Genomic DNA, 14,060 nt, shown 5'->3' with positions numbered 1-14,060 from the left:
CTAGGGCGTGTCTCCTAAGCGGTGGCCCGGGTGTGCGTGAGTCTGGGTGGATGAGTCGCAGAAGTGTGTTGTCCGACGCGCAGTGGGAGACGATCGAGTCGCTGTTGCCTGCTCAACGTCCCTGGTCAGGTAGACCCAGGCGGGATCACCGCCAGGTGATCGAGGGAATCATCTACCGCTACCGGTGCGGTCTGGCCTGGCGAGATCTGCCCGAGGAGTTCGGGCCCTGGCAGACCGTCTGGAAGCGCCATCGAGCCTGGGCTCAGGACGGAACCTGGGACCGGGTCCTCGACGCTCTCCTGGTCCGCGCCGACGCCCAAGGAGAGCTGGACTGGTCGGTCGCGGTCGACTCCACGATCTGCCGCGCTCACCAGCACGGCACGAACCTGGCCCGCACCACAGGGGGAGCTGTGGAATCACAAGAATCTGCGCGTCGAGCCTCCTGATCACGCGTTGGGCCGTTCCCGAGGCGGACTGTCGACAAAGATCCATCAGCTCGTCGACGGGCACGGACTACCCCTGGTGATCCTGTGCGGGCCCGGCCAGGGCGGCGACTCACCCATGCTGCGCCCGTTGCTCGATGCCCTCTCGATCGACCGAGCCGGGCCCGGTCGCCCTCGAACGAGACCGGACATGCTGCGTGGCGACAAGGCCTACTCCTCGCGCGCCACCCGGCAGGCTCTGCGCCGTCGCGGCATCAAATGCGTCATCCCCGAGCCCCGCGACCAGCAGCAACACCGGCGCAACCGCGGCTCACGCGGTGGCCGGCCCGTCGGACTGGACACCGAGGCCTACCGCGGCCGCAACGTCATCGAACGCGGATACAGCGATGTCAAACAATGGCGCGCGCTGGCCACCCGCTACGACAAGCTCGCACTGACCTACCGAGCAGGAGCCGTCCTGCGAGCCGTCACCCAATGGCTCAACCACCTGCTTTAGAGACATGCCCTAGCCGCCGTCGGGAGCGCGCTCGAGGTCTCCAGCCCCGCCGGCGGCCCGACGATCGTCGCCGCCCACGTGCCCCTGCTGCTCGACCAGGGGGACGCCGCCGTCGTCGTCGAGCTCGGAGGTCGGTCGTGAGACTGGTGGTGGCGGACGACGCGGCGCTGCTGCGGGAGGGCCTCGTGGGGCTGCTCGAGCGGCAGGGGCACGACGTGGTGGCCCAGGCGGCGTCGGCGCCCGAGCTCGAGGCCGTCGTCGAGAAGGTGGCGGACAGCGGCGAGGCGATCGACGTCGTCGTCACCGACGTGCGGATGCCGCCCGGCGACGGCGAGGACGGCCTGCGCGCCGCCGCCCGGATCCGCGCAGCGCACCCGGAGATCGGCATCCTCGTGCTGTCCCAGTACGCGGCCCCGGCGTACGCCGCGGAACTGTTCGCGCCGCTCTCCGACCCGGCCGCGGCTTCGTCCCGGCCCGACGTCGGTGGGCTGGGCTATCTGCTCAAGGAGCGGGTGGCGCGGGTGGCGGACTTCATGCGCTCGCTCGGGATCGTCGCGGCCGGGGGAGTGGTGGCGGACCCCGACGTCGTCTCGCGCCTCGTGGCGGGGCGCCGCACCGCCGTCGACACGCTGACCGTGCGCGAGCGGGAGGTGCTCGAGCTCATGGCCTCCGGGCTGAGCAACTCCCAGATCGCGGAGCGGCTCGTGCTGTCGAACGGGGCGGTGGCCAAGCACGTGGCCAACGTGTTCAGCGGGCTGGGGCTCGCGGCGAACGAGGAGAACCGCCGCGTGCGGGCGGTGCTCGCCTACCTCACGGCGGTCGGTCCCTGAGCCGGCACCACCCGTCAGGTGGTGGTGCCGCCCTCGTCGGGCTCCTCGCTCTCGTCGCGGTCGTCCCGGGACCTGCCGTCCGAGGCACCGTCGCCGACCGGCACCGCGTTGAGCACCTCACCGGTGGCGGCGTCGACGGTCACCCGCAACGCGGTCCCGTCGTCCTGGAGGATCCCGACCGCGAGGAACGGGCGGGCCGACACGTCGTCCGTCGTGGCGACGATGACGACGGGCCCCGGGCGTGCGGTCACCGCTGCCGCCACTGCATCCGTCAGTCCGACCTCGTGGGCGGCCAGCTGGTCCTCGGCGCCGGTATCCAGCTCCTCGTTGCCGAATGTCTCGACCTCGAGCGGCTCCCAGGCCTGCGGGTCAGGGTCGAGCGGGGCCGGCCAGCTGACGATGCTCACCTCGTCGGCAGCAGCCGTGTAGACCTGCCACACGTCCTGATCGAACCGGCCCTCGGTGCCGTCAGTCGTGCCGTGCTCCTCCGGAAGCGCGATCGTCGAGTGCTCGACCACCCAGGCGATCCGTTGCCCGGTCTCGCCGAGGGAGAGCTCTTCGAGAGTTGCGATGTCGGCGATGCTCGGCGTCGGGCTCTACTCGTCCGCGTCGCGCAGCGCACGATCGATGGTGTCGAACGCATTGTCGGGCAGCCCGAGCCCGTCGTCCGTCGACGGGAGTTCTGCGGGCGATGCGGGCGCGGTGTCGCACTCCGCCCAGTCCGGGCAGGGGGCCGACGGCGTTTCGGTGGGACCGGTGGGACCGGTGGGTCCGGTGGGGCCGCCGGAGGGAGCGATCGGGTCGCCCGCGCACGCACCGAGCGTCAGCGCGATGCCGGCCACGGCGGCGAGGGACCAGGTGGTGCGGTGCGGAGACATGCCGCGACCGTAGCCGTGCCACGGTGCGATGCTCCGGTGCGGACGAGGGGAGCGGTGCCCCGGGGCACCGCTCCCCTCGCTGGGTGCGGGTGGGTGCGGGCGGCGCGCCGGGCCGAGGGGTGCGGACAGGCCCGGCCGGCCGGCGATCGTGGCCGTCAGCCGACCGGGCTGACGTTCTCCCCGGTGACGGCGTCGTAGACGACCGAGAAGTCGTGCGGGCCGTAGAACAGGAAGTTCCACGCCGCATCGCCCTCCCAGACTGCCGTCAGGGACACGCTGTGCAGGATGAACTCCCCGCCGCCGAGGCTGGTCTCGGCGAGCGCGAGCTCGATGGCGTCGTCGATGGTCAGCGCCGCGACGTCGAGGTGTCCGAGGATCTCCGAGTCGGCGGGCGTCGAGGTTTCGTCGACGACGGCGCCCGACGGGTCGAGGGTGATCGTCAGCAGCTGGTCGCCGCTGACCGCCTCGACCACGGTGCCGTTGCCCTCGGGCTCCTCGGGGTACTCGCTGGTGTCGTTGTGCGAGACGGCGACGACCTGGGCGTCGGGGTGGGCGTCCTGGACGGTCGCGATCGCCCCGAACAGCTCCACGGAGCCGGGGACGTCGGTCGGGTGCGCGCTGCCGGCGTCCCCGCTCCCATCACCCTCGTCGTCCCCCTGGTCCTCGGACGGCGACTCCTCGGTCGGAGCGTCGTCGGACGGCGTCTCCTCCGCGGGCGGTTCCTCTGTGGTCGGGTCCTCGGACGGAGTCTCGTCGGAGGGTGCTTCTTCCGTCGTCGGTTCCTCGGTCGGCTCGGGCGCCGGCTCCGACGTGGCCGGTGGGGCGGGTTCGGTGGTGTCGACGTCGTCGTCCGAGCATGCGGCGAGGCTCAGTGCAAGAGCTGCCGCTGCCGTCGCTGCCAGTGTCTGCCTCGTCGTCGAGTACCGCATCGCGCCACTGTGGCGCCGTCGCGCCTGATGCGCACCGGACGCGCATGGGGAGGTCAGCCCGCCATGGTCATCCGCGCAGGTCGGGGGGGGGCTGGCGGTGCAGGGGCGAGGAGGAAGGTCGCGTACGCGTGGCCCCACCCGGACGCTCGACGACCACGACGAACCGCAACCTTGACGACGACGAACCGCAACCTCGACGAACCGCATTTTCGACGGAGACGAACCGCAACCTCGACGAACCGCAACTTCGACAAACCGCAATCTCGACGGGCACCAACCGCAATCTCGACGCAGCGGTAGGATGGGCACACAGGCATCGACCCGGCCCGCGCGAGCGGGGCATCACCGGCGAGCCTCCGGAAGAACAGGCGCCTCCGCGCAGCGGGTGCGCCCCAGTAGAACCGGACGGGGCAGGCCCGTGACAGCCGGAGCAGAGCGGCCGCACCCGCGCGCGAGCAGGGGTGCGGCAAGCGGGGTGGTACCGCGGCACCGACCGCGCGGAGACGCGCGGCAGGAGAGTCGTCCTCGCACGGCAGGCAACCCGTGACGAGAAGGACCGCGATGAGCACCCAGGGCCACTACCCCCTCCACCGCGACGGCGACGTCGACCCCTCGCCGCGCCTGCCCCAGATCGAGGAGTCCGTCCTCGCGCACTGGAGGGCCGACGGCACGTTCCAGGCCTCGATCGACAACCGCGAGCCGGGCGAGAACGGGGACAACGAGTTCGTCTTCTACGACGGCCCGCCCTTCGCCAACGGCCTGCCCCACTACGGCCACCTGCTGACGAGCTACGTCAAGGACCTCGTCGCGCGCTTCCAGACGCAGCGCGGCAAGCGCGTCGAGCGCCGCTTCGGCTGGGACACGCACGGCCTGCCCGCCGAGCTCGAGGCCGAGCGGATCCTCGGCATCACCGACAAGTCCCAGATCGACGAGATGGGCATCGAGGCCTTCAACAAGGCCTGCCACGACTCCGTGCTCCGCTACACCGGCGAGTGGCAGGACTACGTCACCCGCATGGCCCGCTGGGTCGACTTCGAGCACGACTACAAGACCCTCGACGTCACCTACATGGAGTCGGTGATCTGGGCGTTCAAGCAGCTCTACGACAAGGGCCTGGCCTACGAGGGTTACCGCGTCCTGCCGTACTGCTGGAACGACCAGACGCCGCTGTCCAACCACGAGCTCCGCATGGACGACGACGTCTATCAGGACCGCCAGGACGAGACCGCCACCGTCGGAGTGCGGCTCGAGACCGGCGAGCTCGCCCTGATCTGGACCACCACCCCGTGGACGCTGCCCTCGAACCTGGCCATCGCCGTCGGGCCGGATATCGACTACGTGGTGGTGCGCCCGGCCGACGGCCCCGCCGCCGGCGAGCGCGTCATCCTCGCCGAGGCCCTCCTCGGCGCCTACGCCAAGGAGCTCGGCGAGGAGCCCGAGATCGTCGAGCGGCTCACGGGACGCGACCTCGCCGGGCGCAGCTACGCCCCGATCTTCGACTACTTCACCGGCCGCGACGACGACGCCGCCCCGGGACCGCACGCCTGGCAGATCATCCTCGGCGACTTCGTCACCACCGAGGACGGCACCGGCCTCGTCCACCTCGCCCCCGCCTTCGGTGAGGACGACATGACGGTGTGCGACGCCGTCGGGATCCGCCCCGTGGTGCCCGTCGACGCCGCGGGGCGCTTCACCGCCGAGGTGAGCGACTATGCGGGGCAGCAGGTGTTCGACGCCAACAAGTCGATCCTCACCGACCTGCGCGACGGCAGCGGACCGCTCGCCCGCCGCCCCGAGGCCGAGCGCGCGCTGCTCGTGCGCCGCGCGTCCTACGTGCACTCCTACCCGCACTGCTGGCGCTGCCGCACCCCGCTCATCTACAAGGCCGTGACCAGCTGGTTCGTCCGCGTCACCCAGTTCCGGGACCGCATGGTCGAGCTCAACCAGGACATCACGTGGGTGCCGGAGCACATCAAGGACGGCATCTTCGGCAACTGGCTCGCCGGCGCCCGCGACTGGTCGATCTCCCGCAACCGCTACTGGGGCACCCCGATCCCCGTGTGGGTGAGCGACGACCCCGCGTTCCCGCGCACGGACGTCTACGGGTCCCTCGCCGAGCTCGAGGCCGACTTCGGCCGCCTGCCGACGGACCGGGACGGGAACCCCGACCTGCACCGCCCGTTCATCGACGAGCTCACGCGCCCCAACCCGGACGACCCGTCGGGCAGGGCGACGATGCGCCGCATCCCCGACATCCTCGACGTCTGGTTCGACTCCGGGTCGATGCCGTTCGCGCAGGTGCACTACCCGTTCGAGAACGCCGACTGGTTCGAGCACCACTACCCGGGCGACTTCATCGTGGAGTACATCGGTCAGACGCGCGGCTGGTTCTACACACTGCACGTCCTCGCCACCGCCCTGTTCGACCGGCCGTCGTTCCGCACCTCGGTGAGCCACGGCATCGTGCTCGGCTCCGACGGCCGGAAGATGAGCAAGTCGCTGCGCAACTACCCCGACGTCTCCGAGGTCCTCGACCGCGACGGCGCCGACGCGATGCGCTGGTTCCTCATGGCCTCCCCGATCCTGCGCGGCGGCAACCTCGTGGTCACCGAGGAGGGCATCCGCGAGGTGGTCCGGCAGGTGCACCTCCCGCTGTGGAACGCCTGGTACTTCTACGCGCTCTATGCCGGGACGCTCGACGGCGGGGCGGGCTACGTCTCGGACGGCGTGGACCTGACCGACGCCGAGGCGGTCGAGGCGCTCGACGTCATGGACCGCTACCTGCTGGCGCGGACCGGGGTGCTCGCCGACGAGGTTGGCGCCGCCCTCGAGACCTACGACGTGCCGCGGGGGACCCAGCTCGTCCGTGAGCACCTCGACCTGCTGACCAACTGGTACGTGCGGACCTCCCGCGACCGGTTCTGGGCCGAGGAGCGCGGGGCGTTCGACACGCTGCGCACGGCCCTGGAGGTGCTCACCCGCGTGATGGCTCCGCTCGCGCCGATGGTCACCGAGGAGGTCTGGCGGGGGCTCACCGGCGGCCGCTCCGTGCACCTCACGGACTGGCCCTCCCTGGGTGAGTCGGTCGTGGCGCCGGAGATCGTCGCGGCGATGGACCAGGTCCGCGAGGCCGTCTCCGCCGCGCACGCGCTGCGCAAGGCGGCGTCCCTGCGGGTGCGCCAGCCGCTGCGCACCCTCACCGTGGCCGTCGACGACCCGGCGGCGCTCGAGCCGTACGCGTCGCTGATCGCCCGCGAGGTCAACGTCCGGGCGGTCGAGCTCGTCCGCCCCGAGGACGCCGCCCTCGAGGTCCGCACCGACCTCGCCGTGCTGCCGCGCGAGCTGCCGAAGGAGCTGCGCCGCCTGACGTCCCAGCTGTTCGCCGCCGCGAAGGCAGGGGAGTGGCAGGAGATCGACGACGGCGGAGCGACGTTCCCGGGCGTCGTGGTCCCGGACGGCCTGCCAGGCGCCGGCGCGTCGGTGACTCTGGGCGCCGAGCAGGTCGAGCGCACCACGACCGTCAACCGGGCCGAGGGGGCCTCCGAGGACGTGACGGCGGGCGTCCTCCCGGGCGGCGGCTTCGTCGCGCTGGACACGTCCATCGACGACGAGCTCGAGGCCGAGGGCTACGCCCGCGACGTCGTGCGCGCCGTGCAGGACGAGCGCAAGAACGCCGGCCTGCACGTGTCCGACCGGATCGCGCTCACGCTCGCCGTGCCCGCGGAGAGGGTCGCGGTGGTCGAGGCGCACCGGGAGCTCGTCATGGACGAGACGCTCTCGCTCGAGCTCACGGTGTCCGCCGGGGCGGGCGAGGCGATCGTGCCGCAGGTGCGCAAGGTCGGCTAGCGCGGGTTTGCCCGCTGCCCGATGTGGCGAGCGGATTCTTGACCCAGGTGTTAGAACGATGTGCTCTTTACGCATGAGACGCAGAGCGGCGTCGATAGCGGCGCAAGCAATATTCCTTATTGGCATGCTTCTACTTGGCTTAGGGGGTAGCGGTTCGTCGGCTAACGAACTAGCTGTAGTCGACACGGCAGGTCCGCATCCTCCGGCATTGGAGGGGCCAGTGACGGCGCCTCTTGCAACTTGGGTGTATGTGGATGGCACTGCCACCGAAAATACCCACCATCGAAGCCCAACGAACAACATGAATGCCACTTCTGTGCTTACTTCGGTGGCATTCGCGCAGCAGGCAACCGGTCACTACGCTCCGCCGCCTGGTGGTCAGACGTGGTGTTTTCTGACTGGCCCTACGGGTGGAACCACTTTGTGCGGTGATTCGCAGTTGCGGTCAGCGATCGCTCAGTGTTGGTGGTGGGGCGGAACTAGTTCGGTGCCAATCTATTGTACCTGGCGTGACTAATTCGGCGCGAATTGTCTTCCTTGCGGAATCTGAACAGTTCGATAAGAAACAATGGTTAATGAATCGGCCATGGTTTTCGTGAACGCGTAGTCTTGGAGGAGACATGAGTGTTCGAACAGTCGCTTTGTCGCTAGCAGGAGGTGCCGGGATCTTGCTCGGTTCCTGGGGCGTGGTGTCCAGTGTAGGTGCTGTTGATTCACCTGACGAAGTCGCATCGTCGCACGAGGTGTCCGAGGACATAGTTGATCTGGCTCCCGTATTGGGGGAATATCAGGAGCCCTCCGACGAACTGCCAGATCAGATCCTCTCGTATGACCTCGTGACCCCCTCGTCGGCGCGCTTTATCGGTGAGGATGACGGAGTGCGCTACTGGTTAGGTTTATCCGAACAGAGTGAGATGTGTGTCGTGGTGCTTCTGCCGCCTTCAGACTCTGCATTGATCGGAAATGCTGGGGTAACGGGTATATCGTGCGTCCGTCCCGCGCAGTTTTCGGAGCGCGGTATATCGATGACCGTTGACGGACATGATGCGGAGCGCGGGGTGGCAGCTCATGCACTTCCTGCGGGCGCTCGACTTAACGGCATGGAAACGGCGTCCTCGGGCAGCGCAGAAGGCGGTGTCGGAGTGGTCGGGCGCGATGGAATGAGTATAATCGCCCTGGAAACGGACAGTGTCCTTAACTCGGGAAGTTTAACTGTGAGTCTTTCTGATGGTTCATCATTCGTACTGCCGGGACTGCCGGAATGCGGTCAAGGCTGCAGCGATTGAGGTGATCGAGTTCTCGGTCTGGGATTGTTGAATCGCAGCCTTAGGATCTTCGTGGTTCTGCAACTAGAGTATGTTTAGTTTGGAGTTCTGCGGTGCGGTCACTTCATAGTGGATTGAGCGCGATCCGGGCGCTAAAGAACATGAACCACTGTGCCCAGTTTCGTCGTGGCGGTAGTGAACTATTCTGACTCATCACTCGATGGCAATGCCTGCCGAGAAGTGCAGTCGTGACAGCGGGATCACGCAATGTGCCGGCAGGTGCGTTGACGTTGGGGCGCGATTGGTGTGGCACCGGGGACGATTCGATGCCTGGCGCCGATGACATCCAGGGAATGACTGGGTCTCATCCGGTCTCCTGACCGTGCTGGCATGCTGCTCGTCGCGCTGGCGCGACCACTCGGAGACCGAGCCGTGCGTTCCCGAGCCGCAACGGGTGCTCTCTTGGCGCAGGCCCGATTGTTCCGGGAGCGCGACAGACCGTGGCGTGGTCGGCGCTGTTCCCGGTCGTGCTGGCGCTCCTGGTCGGGTCCGTCGATGCCTGCTTGTTTGTGCTCCGCGCTCTTGGCCTCGGCTTCACGGATTTCGAACTCGCGGCCATTCTTCTGGTTGCGTGCGGAGTCGCGGCCGTCTCTCTAGTTGTCGTCGCGATCGCGTTGTTGTCGTCGGGGTGTGTGTCCAGCGGCACGGCAATCGCCGCGTCCTAGGAGCCTGCTCTTACCGCGTGAGAACGCGCTCGACGTCAGGAGGTGCGAGCTCGGCGACGCGATCATGCCGGCGGTGCGCAATGGTGGGTGAGTCGGGGAACTTGAGTGACGATAGGTGTGCGGGGGTGGTGATCCCGCCTGCCAGAGCGGCTCCTCGAGTCACGGAGCCGTCACGATCGCGCGCGCCCGCTTGGACGCGGAGGGTACGGCCGCTATGTTATTAGAACAATGACTAGTCCGTGGATTGGTGCGGACGACGACGAGTTGCCGAGGTGATGACGATGACGACGTCGCTGACGACGTACCGCCGCCGGGCGTTGGCAGGGGCGACAGCGGTCGTCTTGGTGGCGCTCGCCGGGTGCGGTGAAAGCGACGACTCCATTCCGGCGACCGACACCGACGGCATCGTCACTTACGCGTGCAGCCTGGTCGGGGAGTTTGAGCACGGTGAACCGGTCGATGCCTGGGACTGGGATTCCATCCCGGGCCCCGATTCAGGAGAGGGGTTCGTCAATGGTACGGCAATCCATGCGCTCGTGGGCGCCGGATCGACGGCACCGTTGGTGGGGCACGAGAATCTGTCGGAGGCGGCGGATGCACTATTCCGCGGCATCAGCGAGGGTGAGGCCGACGACGTCGAGAACGCGATCGGTGATCTCGTGTCGGCGTGTGAGGAAGGCGGGTTTGCGGACGACGAGGTCGATGTAACGGCTAACGGCCGAATCGCCTACGCGTGCGCGCTCGTCGATGACAACCTCGCGACCGACCAACCTGTGGACGAGTGGATCGGGTCTGCTGCGCATGCGGACGTCGAGGATCGGCTGGTTCTCACCCAGGCGGTCGGGGCGGCGGGCCTTCTGGGCGCCCCGATAGCCTACGAGGCTCCTGACCACTCGGAGATCTCGGCAGAGGCTCAGCGACTGTACGCGGGAATCACACGCGCGGACACCGAGATGATCGGGGAATCGCTCGACGAACTGAGTGGCCTCTGCTCAGACGTGTAACGGCACGCGGCAGCGTGGGGCCCGTTACGCATGTCCCGGTACGCGTCGGCCCGGCCGATGTGCGAGGCAGATGTGCTCGGCCGTGGGCGCCTCGTCGCCCGTCTCTGGCCCTACGGGATCAGCAGGTCCAGGCCGATGTCGAGGACGGGCGCCGAGTGGGTCAGCCAGCCGGCCGACACCAGGTCCACACCGCTGGCGGCCACGGCGGGCGCCGTCTCGGCCGTGAGGCGGCCGGACGCCTCGGTGACCATCCGGCCGTCCACGAGCTCGACCGCCTCCGCCAGCTGGTCGGGCGTCATGTTGTCCAGCAGGACGGCGTCGACAGGGGTGGCCAGCAGCTCGCGCAGCTGGTCGAGCGTGTCCACCTCCACCTCGATCGGCACGAGGTGCCCGGCCGCCTCGCGCACCCGGGCCACGGCCGCGCCGACGCCGCCGGCCAGCGCGACGTGGTTGTCCTTGATGAGCACCGCGTCGTCCAGGCCGAAGCGGTGGTTGACGCCCCCGCCCGCGACCACGGCGTGCTTCTCGACCGTCCGCAGGCCCGGCGTGGTCTTGCGGGTGCAGCACACCCGCGTGCCGGTGCCGGAGATTGCTCCGGCGATCTGGGCGGTCGCGGTGGCGACGCCGGACAGGTGCCCGAGGAAGTTCAGTGCCACCCGCTCCGCGGTCAGCAGCGCGCGGGCGGGCCCGCTCACCGTGGCGACCCGGTCGCCGGGCGCGACGGCGGTCCCGTCGGGCCGCTCGACGTCGACCGTCACCCGCGGGTCGAGCAGGGAGAAGGCGAGCACGACGAGGTCCGTGCCCGCGACGACGCCCGGGTCCCGCGCCACGAGCTCCGCGGTGGCCTCCCGGTCGGCGGGGACGACCCAGTCGGTCGTCACGTCGCCGGCGCGGCCGAGGTCCTCGCGCAGGGCGTCGCGGACGAGCGGTTCGATCAGGACGGTCGGCAGGTGCCTCATGCGGTGCTCCATTCCAGGGCGTGGTCATACGCGTCGGCCAGGGTGAGGTCCTGGTGGGCCGCCGGCGCGGGGGACGGGTGGTCGGTGCGGTGGTGCGCCCCTCGGCTCTCCTCGCGGCGCAGCGCGCCGGTGACGAGCAGGAGGGCGACGAGCGTGTCGTCGTCGTCGGGATCCGCGAGGTGGGCTGCGCGGAGCCGGTCACGGGCCGCGGTCAGGGTGGGGCCGTCCCGCACGACGCCGACGGCGGACGACACGAGGCCGCGCACCTCGGCGAGGTCGAGCGCGTCGGGCGTGTCCTGCGCGGGCCCGCTTCTCGCGGGATGAGGGACAGGTCGAGGGAGCGACGACGACCGTCGCTCGCCCCCGCGCGAGCGCCCGTCCCGGTCCGGGTGGAGGAGGGCGCCACCGTGGTCGCGCTGGTCGTTCCTGCCTGGACGGCCGCGGTCGACATCCTCGGCCACCCATCGGGAGCACACCGCCGCCTCGAGGAGCGAGTTCGACGCGAGCCGGTTGGCGCCGTGCAGCCCCGTGCTCGCGACCTCCCCGACCGCCCACAGCCCCGGGACCGTGCTGCGGCCGTGCTCGTCGACCGCGACGCCGCCCATCTGGTAGTGCGCAGCCGGCCTCACGGGGAGCAGGTCGCGGGCGGGATCGATCCCCGCGGTCCGGCACGCGGCGGTGACGGTGGGGAAGTGCTCGGCGACGTCCGGGACGTCGCGGGCATCGAGGAAGGCGCGGCCGCCGTCGGCCAGGTGCGTCCACACCCGGCGGGCGACGACGTCGCGCGACGCGAGCGGGTCACCCGGCAGGTCGCGGCCGGAGGCGTCCACCAGGCGCGCGCCGGCGCCACGGAGCGCCTCGCTGACCAGCGGCATGGGCCGCAGGCCGACGTCGAGGGCGGTGGGGTGGAACTGCACCATCTCCAGGTCCCGCAGCACCGCGCCGGCACGCGCCGCGAGTGCGAGGCCCTGGCCGCGCGAGGACGAGGGGTTGGTCGAGTGCGCGAACAGGCCGCCGATCCCGCCGGTGGCCAGCACGACCCGGTCGGTCGGCAGGAACGCCGGCTGGTCGCCCTGCAGGACGACCTCGAGGCGGCGGACCGCCCCGTCCTCGACGACGACCCGGACCGCCCGCGCGTGCTCGAGCACCATGACCGACGGCGTGCGCCGCACTGCGGCCGTCGCGGCCCGCAGCAGCTCGCGCCCGGTGGCGTCGCCGCCCGCGTGCGCGATGCGATGCCGGCTGTGCGCGCCCTCGAGGCCGAGGAGCAATGCGCCGTCGTCGTCCCGGTCGAGCTCGGCGCCGAGGTCCACGAGGTAGGCGAGGGCCTCGGCGGCCCCGCCCGTCACCCGCTCGATCGCCTTCCGCTCGCCGAGGCCCGCGCCGGCGGCCAGCGTGTCGAGGGCGTGCAGTGCCGCCGAGTCACCGGGTGCCACGGCCGCGGCGATCCCGCCCTGGGCGAGACCGGTCGAGCTGCCCGCGCCGAGCGGTCCGGCGCTGAGGACGAGGCACGGGGCGGGGGCCAGTCGGAGCGCCGTGAGCAGGCCGGCGAGCCCCGCGCCGACGATCACCGGCCGATCGCTGCTCATCGGACCGCGAGCATGCGCTCGACGGCGGCGCGGGCGCGCTCTGCGACGTCGGGGTCGATCGTCACCTCGTGTCGCATCTCCTCCAGCGCGACCCGGATGTTGCCGAGGTTGTTGCGCTTCATGTGTGGGCACAGGTTGCAGGGGCGGACGAACTCCACGCCGGCGGAGGCGGCGGCGATGTTGTCGCTCATCGAGCACTCGGTGATGAGCGCGACCTGGCGGGGCCGGCGGTCCTGGACGTAGTCGATCATCTGGGCGGTGGAGCCGGACATGTCGGAGACGTCGACGACGTCGGGCGGGCACTCCGGGTGGCTGACCACGACGACGCCGGGGTAGTCGCGGCGGACCTGGGCGATGTCGCCGGGCGTGAAGCGCTCATGCACCTCGCAGCGGCCGGCCCACGTGATGACCTCGACGCCGGTCTGCCGGGCGATGTTCTGGGCGAGGTACTCGTCGGGGATCATGATCACCCGGTCCACGCCGAGGGACTCGATGATCTTCACGGCGTTGCCGGACGTGCAGCAGATGTCGGACTCGGCCTTCACGGCGGCCGAGGTGTTGACGTAGGTGACGACCGGGACGCCGGGGTGCTGGGCCCGCAGGCCGCGCACGTCGGCGGCGGTGATGGACTCGGCCAGCGAGCAGCCGGCGCGCAGGTCGGGCACGAGCACGGTCCGGGACGGGTTGAGCAGCTTCGCGGTCTCGGCCATGAAGTGGACGCCTGCCAGGACGATGACGTCGGCGTCGACGTCCTGGGCCTCGCGCGCCAGGGCGAGGGAGTCCCCGACGATGTCGGACACCCCGTGGAAGATCTCCGGGGTCTGGTAGTTGTGCGCGAGGATCACCGCGTTGCGCTCGGCCTTGAGCCGCCAGATCGCCGCGACGTCGTCCTCCATCGTCGCCCACTCCACGCTCGGCACGGACCCGCGGACCCGCTCGTAGAGGGCGTCGGTGCTGATGCTGACCGTCGTCATGGTGCCTTCCCTGCCTGGTCGTCGGTGACCACTAGTGATGCTCAGACTGAGCATTAGTGATGCTCGAGGTGAGCATAACCAGAGGGGCAGCGCGGTGCAAACGACTCGGCGTCGTGTCGTGC

11 protein-coding genes are annotated in these 14,060 nt (G+C 70.1%); 5 read left to right on the top strand and 6 right to left on the bottom strand.

Annotated features, from left to right (window positions below; translation table 11 throughout):
* Positions 1-50 precede the first annotated feature (50 nt).
* A protein-coding gene (locus ACPYO6_RS13415; RefSeq protein WP_425713789.1) for an IS5 family transposase occupies positions 51-939 on the top strand; the annotation gives its coding sequence in 2 pieces (ribosomal slippage) (positions 51-413 and positions 415-939; 888 coding nt in all).
* A 137-nt stretch (positions 940-1,076) separates the two neighbouring features.
* On the top strand, positions 1,077-1,769 hold the full coding sequence (locus ACPYO6_RS13410; protein ID WP_425715244.1) for a LuxR C-terminal-related transcriptional regulator: 693 nt from the start codon (positions 1,077-1,079) through the stop codon (positions 1,767-1,769).
* 14 nt (positions 1,770-1,783) lie between these two features.
* Here ACPYO6_RS13410 and ACPYO6_RS13405 read toward each other — a convergent pair whose 3' ends face one another.
* The 3 genes from ACPYO6_RS13405 to ACPYO6_RS13395 form a co-directional block, all read right to left on the bottom strand.
* Positions 1,784-2,287, bottom strand: a complete 504-nt coding sequence (locus tag ACPYO6_RS13405; protein ID WP_425715243.1) for a PepSY domain-containing protein — start codon at positions 2,285-2,287, stop codon at positions 1,784-1,786.
* A 78-nt stretch (positions 2,288-2,365) separates the two neighbouring features.
* Positions 2,366-2,647 carry a hypothetical protein gene (locus ACPYO6_RS13400; RefSeq protein WP_425715242.1) on the bottom strand — a complete coding sequence of 94 codons (282 nt, stop codon included), beginning with the start codon at positions 2,645-2,647 and terminating at the stop codon, positions 2,366-2,368.
* 155 nt (positions 2,648-2,802) lie between these two features.
* Positions 2,803-3,576 carry a hypothetical protein gene (locus tag ACPYO6_RS13395; RefSeq protein ID WP_425715241.1) on the bottom strand — a complete coding sequence of 258 codons (774 nt, stop codon included), beginning with the start codon at positions 3,574-3,576 and terminating at the stop codon, positions 2,803-2,805.
* A gap of 561 nt (positions 3,577-4,137) precedes the next feature.
* Here ACPYO6_RS13395 and ileS point away from each other — a divergent pair.
* The 3 genes from ileS (at position 4,138) to ACPYO6_RS13380 (ending at position 10,416) form a co-directional block, all read left to right on the top strand.
* On the top strand, positions 4,138-7,422 hold the full coding sequence (ileS, locus tag ACPYO6_RS13390; protein ID WP_425715240.1) for an isoleucine--tRNA ligase: 3,285 nt from the start codon (positions 4,138-4,140) through the stop codon (positions 7,420-7,422).
* 620 nt (positions 7,423-8,042) lie between these two features.
* A complete protein-coding gene (locus ACPYO6_RS13385) occupies positions 8,043-8,708 on the top strand; it encodes a hypothetical protein (protein ID WP_425715239.1) in 666 nt (221 codons plus the stop codon).
* A gap of 985 nt (positions 8,709-9,693) precedes the next feature.
* The gene (locus ACPYO6_RS13380; RefSeq protein ID WP_425715238.1) at positions 9,694-10,416 is read left to right on the top strand and encodes a hypothetical protein; all 723 of its coding nucleotides are present in this window, start codon (positions 9,694-9,696) and stop codon (positions 10,414-10,416) included.
* Between the two features lie 110 nt (positions 10,417-10,526).
* Here the strand turns inward: ACPYO6_RS13380 and nadC are convergent, their stop codons facing one another.
* The 3 genes from nadC to nadA are packed head-to-tail and all read right to left on the bottom strand — an operon-like array spanning position 10,527 to position 13,938.
* The gene (nadC, locus tag ACPYO6_RS13375) at positions 10,527-11,375 is read right to left on the bottom strand and encodes a carboxylating nicotinate-nucleotide diphosphorylase (protein ID WP_425715237.1); all 849 of its coding nucleotides are present in this window, start codon (positions 11,373-11,375) and stop codon (positions 10,527-10,529) included.
* Positions 11,372-12,964, bottom strand: coding sequence for an L-aspartate oxidase (locus tag ACPYO6_RS13370; RefSeq protein ID WP_425715236.1), 1,593 nt, complete (start codon positions 12,962-12,964; stop codon positions 11,372-11,374). Before ACPYO6_RS13370 ends, nadC begins: the two co-directional genes overlap by 4 nt.
* A complete protein-coding gene (gene nadA / locus ACPYO6_RS13365; protein WP_425715235.1) occupies positions 12,961-13,938 on the bottom strand; it encodes a quinolinate synthase NadA in 978 nt (325 codons plus the stop codon). The genes ACPYO6_RS13370 and nadA overlap by 4 nt, the downstream gene beginning before the upstream one ends.
* Positions 13,939-14,060: the final 122 nt, after the last annotated feature.

It is taken from the genome of Georgenia sp. Z1344, assembly GCF_049856295.1.
Lineage (GTDB): Bacteria > Actinomycetota > Actinomycetes > Actinomycetales > Actinomycetaceae > JB111.
The sequence above is the reverse complement of the archived record's forward strand: the minus strand, read 5'-3'. Positions and strand labels throughout refer to the sequence as shown.